At 67.3% G+C, this 6,179-nt stretch carries 7 protein-coding genes and 1 pseudogene; 6 read left to right on the top strand and 2 right to left on the bottom strand.

The window, feature by feature from the left end:
- Positions 1 to 69: 69 nt before the first annotated feature.
- From ABT296_RS38250 to ABT296_RS38240, 3 genes and pseudogenes are all read left to right on the top strand, one after another.
- Positions 70 to 379: pseudogene (locus tag ABT296_RS38250) on the top strand (helix-turn-helix domain-containing protein); the annotation flags it as partial.
- A 158-nt stretch (positions 380 to 537) separates the two neighbouring features.
- The gene (locus tag ABT296_RS38820; RefSeq protein ID WP_502977437.1) at positions 538 to 678 is read left to right on the top strand and encodes a hypothetical protein; all 141 of its coding nucleotides are present in this window, start codon (positions 538 to 540) and stop codon (positions 676 to 678) included.
- A 230-nt stretch (positions 679 to 908) separates the two neighbouring features.
- A complete protein-coding gene (locus ABT296_RS38240) occupies positions 909 to 1,919 on the top strand; it encodes a M48 family metallopeptidase (RefSeq protein WP_351934710.1) in 1,011 nt (336 codons plus the stop codon).
- A 12-nt stretch (positions 1,920 to 1,931) separates the two neighbouring features.
- On the opposite strand, the gene ABT296_RS38235 is transcribed toward ABT296_RS38240, so the two are convergent.
- Positions 1,932 to 2,432: a hypothetical protein gene (locus ABT296_RS38235; RefSeq protein ID WP_351934708.1), complete on the bottom strand. Its 501-nt coding sequence runs from the start codon at positions 2,430 to 2,432 to the stop codon at positions 1,932 to 1,934.
- 195 nt (positions 2,433 to 2,627) lie between these two features.
- Positions 2,628 to 3,209 (bottom strand): hypothetical protein, encoded by a 582-nt coding sequence (locus tag ABT296_RS38230; RefSeq protein WP_351934706.1) that lies wholly within the window; start codon positions 3,207 to 3,209, stop codon positions 2,628 to 2,630.
- A 1,104-nt stretch (positions 3,210 to 4,313) separates the two neighbouring features.
- Between ABT296_RS38230 and ABT296_RS38225 the strand changes: the two genes are divergently transcribed.
- From ABT296_RS38225 to ABT296_RS38210, 3 genes are all read left to right on the top strand, one after another.
- Entirely contained in the window at positions 4,314 to 4,781 is a 468-nt protein-coding gene (locus ABT296_RS38225) for an ASCH domain-containing protein (RefSeq protein WP_351934704.1), read from the top strand.
- A gap of 294 nt (positions 4,782 to 5,075) precedes the next feature.
- A complete protein-coding gene (locus tag ABT296_RS38215; RefSeq protein ID WP_351934702.1) occupies positions 5,076 to 5,807 on the top strand; it encodes a sporulation protein in 732 nt (243 codons plus the stop codon).
- Between the two features lie 145 nt (positions 5,808 to 5,952).
- Positions 5,953 to 6,179 (top strand): transposase (locus ABT296_RS38210; RefSeq protein ID WP_351934241.1); only part of this gene is annotated, 227 nt, incomplete at its 3' end.

Below are 6,179 nucleotides of genomic sequence, written 5' to 3'. Positions count from 1 at the left end.
GGTACGTCACCCCGCTCGAAACGCGATCCCTGCTCAGGCAGAACCTCGTCCCGGCAGCGTAGACACCCGCTGTCCAGTTCGCGGGGGGAACTTCATCCTCCCTTAGCCCCGTTCAATGGGCTGAGGCCGTACGTCAGTTCGGCAGGCTGATTACCGCCCTGCGCCGCGAGGGTGCTGGCCCGGTCCGCAACGGCGGGCCCTGGAGCCTGCCCACGGAGGACTGAGTCCTGCCGGTCGCCGCGTACTGGCTACGAACCTCCCCCTGCGGCAGTTGGCGCCGTTGTTCGGGGTGTCGGAGTCGGTCGCGAACCGGATCATCGACCGCCTCGGACCGTCACTCGCGATCCAGCAGCGCAAGCGGTTCGGGCACGGGGTGGTTTCCCCGCCCGGACGGTGTCGCGTGCGCAGGGGTGCGTTGCCGGGCGATTGATCGAGATGCTCAAGCGGCAGGCGTTCGGTCGTGCTGGATTCGAACTCCTCCGCAAGCGAGTTCTCCTCCCTCCGGTATCCGATCGCTGAACTTGGCAGGACATAGGAGTGACGATCAAGTACGAGTGGAGGGGCGGCTTCGACAACGCCGCCCTCGACTCGCTGCACGCTGACGGCTTCGGCCACCCGGCCGCTCAGAATGACTTGACCGACTTCAGGATCGGGTCCGGGTGTCAGGGGCAGGCATGAGGTCGGCTCCAAGATTGCTGGTTCCGGGCAATGTGCGAGTCGACGCGTGCCGCCAGAATCGGTGGATCGGCACATGAGTTCGGTACCGGAATCGGGGGGCAGGGCGGGTGCGCCTGACAAGAGAGAGTGGGAAGACGGGTCCACGAGCGGTCAGTCATGGGTTCCCTCCCGACCGTGGCCATCGGGTGAAGGCGGCGGTCGCTGTGGCCGTTTCCGCACTGGTGCACCTTATGACCGGCGGTCTGGTGGTGGGTGGCACGCTGTTGATCGTCTTCGGATGGGAAACGATCGTCCAGCCCGTCATTGGGCTCCTCCTGATCTGCCTGGCTGCGGAACTGCGGCCCCACCGGCACAAGGTGGACGAGGAGCGGCTCCTACGACGAGCCGACGCACCTCGGTTGTTCGCGCTTTTGGACGAGATCGCGGAGTCCGTCGGCACCCGGGGTTTCGATGCCGTTCAGCTCACCCAGGATTTTGCGATCAGCGCGGTGCCCTTCGGTCTCCGCGGGAGACGGCTCGAGATCGGCCTCGCCCTTTGGGAGACGCTCACGCCGCAGCAGCGCATCGCCTGCCTGACCCATGAAGTGGGGCAGTTCACCACCGGTGACGTGAGGCACAACCTGATGGTGCGCACCGTGCTCCCGCTCCTGGACGGTGCCGCTGCGCCGTCCGACCATTCGGGAACCCTGAGGGAACAGGCCCTGGCCGTCTCTCCGGTGAGCCGGCGTGCGGACGAAATGACCGAAGCGGCCGCTCGCTTCCGGGTGGACAGCGCCCTGTCACGCTGGGGCGTATGGCTTGTCACCTGGCCGCAGAAGCAGATGGCCCGGCTGGTCCAACGCCTTGCCTCGTCTGTGGCCGAGGAGGCCGAGTTCCGCTCGGATGTGCTCGCCGCCCGCGTGGCGTCCACGGAGGCGACCGTGCAGGCACTGGAGTGCCGTGGCCTGTCGGGTGCGGTAGCCGCCGAGTTGCGTCGACTGGCGGTCGAGGCCCGGACTTTCAGCCGGACGAACGCGGCTGAGGAACTATGGAGGAAGCTTGCTGCCTACGCAGCGAACGTCTCCGGGAGGGAGTTCCCCCACGATGACGCGCGGGTACGGATCGGCATGCTGAGGGAGGCCGCGCAGTACCCGGCCATGGTGACGCTCGACCACGCGACCGCAGGGACGGTGGAGCGGGAGCTGGAACCCGCCAAACGGGCCGTCGCCCAGCGGTTCCTCCGGGACAGCGCGGTTGTGTAGGCGCGGTGGCTGCTATTGCTGCGACGTGCGGATGGTTTGCTCGATGCTTTCGCTGGTTCGTAGGACGGTGATCTCGCTTGGGGGCGCCGGCCATGTGATGATCAGGTAGTCCTCGACCGGTTCCATGCTCACCTGGTCGAAGTGGAGTGCACGGTCGCGGGCGTGTACGCGGACTCGGTACCAGCCGGGTCCTGCGGGGCAGAGTATGGCGGAGTCGTCTGCGGGCGGCCCGAGTTCGAGCGATTCCACCTGTAGCCGGCCTGTTGGGGCGTGCACACTGGCCTCGACGACTTCCTCCCAGTCGTCTGCGGGTGCCTCGGGTGCGTGGTCGTGCGGTCCGTCAACCGTCACGCGTACGCGACCAGTGTTGAGACCGGTGCCGATCAGAGCGCCCTCGGTCATGGGAGCGACGAAGCCATGGGTCCAGTCAGCGGAGTGAGCGGGGATTTCACCTGCGTCCAGGAGGCCGAACACGGCCTCGTTGACGAACACCTCGTGCGTAACGGCGGCCAAGATGACTTTCCTCCGGTGGAGTGCTCTTTGGACAGGACGGCATGCCTGCGACGGCAGCAAGAGGCGGGATACGCCGTCCACTCGGGCGTGGGCCCGGTTGGGGCTTGGATCACGGGAAAGGGTTCCGGCTCGATTTCCGTGACGCGTGCACAGTGAGCAACTTCCGCCGGAGGACCAGGGGAGGGACGATGAGTCTCAGGTGTAGACGATGGGGCAGCCGCGTCGGATCGCGTGCTGGGCAGCGCGCAGGAACAGTGCGACGTAGAAGGCTGTGTCCAAGTCCCTGATCCACGGTTCCGTTCGAGTCGCGGCCAGTTCCTTTGCCTGGTGTCTGAACCACATGCTCAGGTCGAGGTTGTCGCATGTCGCCGGTGTTTCGGCCGGCAGATCGATGGCGGCAGCCAGCTTCTCGGCGAGCAGTAGTACCTGAGGAGCGCCGACCACCATGGACTCGTGGTCGTCGGAATCGATGGGCAACCAGATCTCCTCATCGAGTGAGAAGGGCACGAGCACGGTCCAACCGCAGAGGATGTCCGACTCCTCTTGTGACAGGTGTGTCTGGCACAAGGCGAGGAACCCGGCCATGGAAGAGCTCAGTTTCTCCTCGAAAGCCTGCCCAGAGCCAGGTGCGAAGTCCGTCTCCAGGGGGACGTCCACGTAGGGCGGCAGGCCGCGCCGCCTGAGTTCGGCGTTGATCGCCGAAGCAGCTTCGCCCCACCCGTCTTCCCCGTCATCGAACCATTCCTCCGCGCCAACGCTCACCAGATACACGCCCATGCCAGGAAGCTATCGCGCGCCTCTGACATCGATCAGTGAGGCAACGGGACTCGGTTGCGTAGCAGTTCGAAGCCGGCTCGGCCGCGGCTCATCACCTCCTCCAAAGACGGCGGCAACTCCGCTGCCTCTACGCCGGAGGAGGTGCTGGCGGACCTGCGCAGGAAACTGGGCGGCGACGACTGATCGTCTCCATCTCGTCGGGCACGCCGAGGCCGCTCGCCGCCGCTGCGAAAACGGACAGGAGCGCTGATTCACCGCTGCGGTAGACGAGTTGTCCGCTTGTCCGCGCGGCTCACTTCACGACAGTGCGCCCTGCCCCTGAGGCTGTAGTCGGCCGGTTCCCGTGCTGCCCCATGCCAGGCAACGTCGGCATCGGGTTGGGGCTGGTGTCAGGGGGGTGGGTGTGTGGTGAGCCAGTCCTGGAGTTCCCGGTGGCGGATCTGGTAGGCGACGCCGGAGAGCTGCTCGATGGTGCCGCAGGGGATGAGATTGGCGCCCTGGGGCGGCTCGGGGACCTTCCCCTTGGCGGGTACCGTCTGGTTGCCGCTGAGTCAGCTGCCGGTTGTCGGCCAGGGCCTCGCAGCCGCGGCCGGAGACGTCCTCGTAGGGGCGGCGGCATCCGCGGCAGTAGACCCCGAGCACATCCAAGCGGGAGTCGACTTCGGCCGGAACGGGGGTGTCGGGCGGCGGTGACTCCGGCGGCTCGTCGAAGAGGTCCGCGAACAGGTTCAGTGCCAGTTGGTCCCGCACTACCGCTGTTGTCACTGACGATCCTCCGTATCGCAGTGGCTCCCAGCGTCAATGCCTCGATGGCGTAGGGACGGACGACCGGCCTGTCCGTTGCACATGGGTGTTTCAGGGCAGCGGAAAGCCCCGTTCATCCGCCTCGGGCGGGAGCGGATGAACGGGGCCGTATGGGGGCCGGGAGCGGCTGTGCGGGCGCGCAGGCGCGTACCAGGAGCGTGCCCAGCACGCCTGGTTCAGGGGCGGGGAGGACTTTGGCCGCCACGTTGGTGAAGCCGTGCCGCTTGGGGATGTCGACCCACTGGTCAGCGCTGTACTGCCACCGGTAGACGGTCAGTTCCTTCTCGCGGCCTTCCAGCCATGACCCGCCACACCGCCGCCCCCGCCCAGCCCCGCGCCCGGCACATGAACCTCTACTGCGAATACTTCGACCTCGTCGCCTCCGGCCGCAAGAAGATCGAAGTCTGCGTCCAGTACGCCAACCTGCGCAACCTCACCGGCGGCCAGCACATCAAGTTCGCCTGCGGCCACGACGAATGCCTCGTGCGCGTCGCCCGCTACTCCTCCTTCGAGGACATGCTCGACAGTGAAGGCCCGGCGAACGTCAGCCCTTACTCCCCGCGCGAGCAGCAGCTGACGAACATCCGCCGTATCTACGGCCCCGAAAAGGAAAGCCCTGGGCGTTCTCGCCATCGAGATCGAACGCGTTACGGCCTGACCCGCACGCAAAGAGGCGCCCTGTCTCCGGCATTGCAGATGCCGCGTTCTCGGTTCGGCGCGCGTCAGCTGGCGCCCGCCACTACTACGACAAGCAGCGAGCACGCGTGATCGGCTACGCCCCCGCGCTCCGCCAACTCGGCGACCGCCTCGTCGGCATCCTCCACGGATGCTTCAAGACCCGTACTCACTACGACGAAGCGACCGCATGGTCACACCACGCCCACACCCCTGCTGCTTGACACCAAACGGCATGGGGTGTCTGGCCCGTCGGCCCTGAGGGTCCGGCGGCGCGGCCGGTGTGTTCGCCCGGTCTGGCACTGTCCGGCCGGAAGCCGACCGGATAGCGTTGTTCGCGATCATCATCAAGGCCGGTTCCGGCCTTCTCTCAGGGGGGTACTCCGCATGGCGTTCCGTAAGTTCCTCAGCGCGTTGGGGGTCAGCGCACCCGAGGTCGAGACCGTGCTCGACGAGCACCAGGTCCAGCCGGGCCAGGAGCTGTCCGGCACGGTCACCGTCCGGGGCGGCGCCGTGGACGTGGAGATCGAGCGCTTCCAGGCCGAGCTGGTGGTCCGCTTCGAGAACCACGGGGCCGAGGCCCGCTACCTGCACGTGGTGGAGGCCCGGGAGTTCGGTGCGCCCTTCACGCTGGCAGCTGGGGAAGTCCGCACCCACGCGTTCACCTTCCGGCTGCCGCTGGGCATGCCGCTCACCCACTGCGACGGGGAGCGGCTCAGGGGCGCGTACAGCGCGGTCCGTACCGAGCTCGCGATCGACAACGCCGTGGACCGGGGGGACCTTGACGAGGTCGAGGTGCACGCCCTGCCCTCGCAGGCGGCCGTGTTGCGGGCCTACCAGGCGCTCGGCTTCCGGCACGTGGACACCGAGGTCAAGCCGGGCCGGGCCATGAACTCCCGGCAGGAGGTGGACTGGTGGCAGGAGTTCGAGCTCGCCTTCCCTCCTGGCTACCGGCCCGCGATGCTGGAGATGATGATCGTCACCCTGCCCGAGGTCATCGACGTGTGCGCGGGGGGCTGGGCTCCCCGGCTCAGCCTGACCCACGAGGAGGCCGCGGCCGACCAGGCGGCGCTCAACGCCCGGCTGGAGGCGCACATGAAGGAGCAGTACGGGGCGTGAGGCCGCCCCGGGGGCGGTACACGCGGCCACGTCCAGAGGCTTCGTGGGGGCCAGTAAGTTCTTGACGACTGCGGCGGGCGTCTGAGAATCGATTCAACTCACTTTAGAAGCCGTCTCATTTGGATGACTCGGTATTCTGTGGGTCATGGTGGGGATCGTTGAGCGGCTGGTGCCGGACGAGTTGTGGGAGTTGTTCCAGCGGGTGGTGCCGGAGGCGCCGTCGCGGCCGCAGGGCGGTGGCCGGCGTCGGCACGGCGACCGGGAAGTACTGGCCGCAATCGTCTTCGTGGCTACGTCGGGTTGTACCTGGCAGCAGCTGCCTTCGGCGTCGTTCGGCCCGTCCGGAGCGACCGCCCACCGCCGGTTCTCCGA

The sequence above is a fragment of the Streptomyces sp. NPDC000983 genome (genome assembly GCF_040299205.1).
Classification (GTDB): domain Bacteria; phylum Actinomycetota; class Actinomycetes; order Streptomycetales; family Streptomycetaceae; genus Streptomyces.
Note: the sequence above shows the minus strand (reverse complement) of the source record. Positions and strands in the feature narration are given on the sequence as shown.

Coding starts and splice junctions, on each gene's coding strand:
- ABT296_RS38240 (WP_351934710.1), top strand. CDS start 909: ATGACCGGCGGTCTGGTGGTGGGTGGCACGCTGTTGATCGTCTTCGGA.
- ABT296_RS38230 (WP_351934706.1), bottom strand. CDS start 3,209: ATGGGCGTGTATCTGGTGAGCGTTGGCGCGGAGGAATGGTTCGATGAC.
- ABT296_RS38225 (WP_351934704.1), top strand. CDS start 4,314: ATGACCCGCCACACCGCCGCCCCCGCCCAGCCCCGCGCCCGGCACATG.
- ABT296_RS38215 (WP_351934702.1), top strand. CDS start 5,076: ATGGCGTTCCGTAAGTTCCTCAGCGCGTTGGGGGTCAGCGCACCCGAG.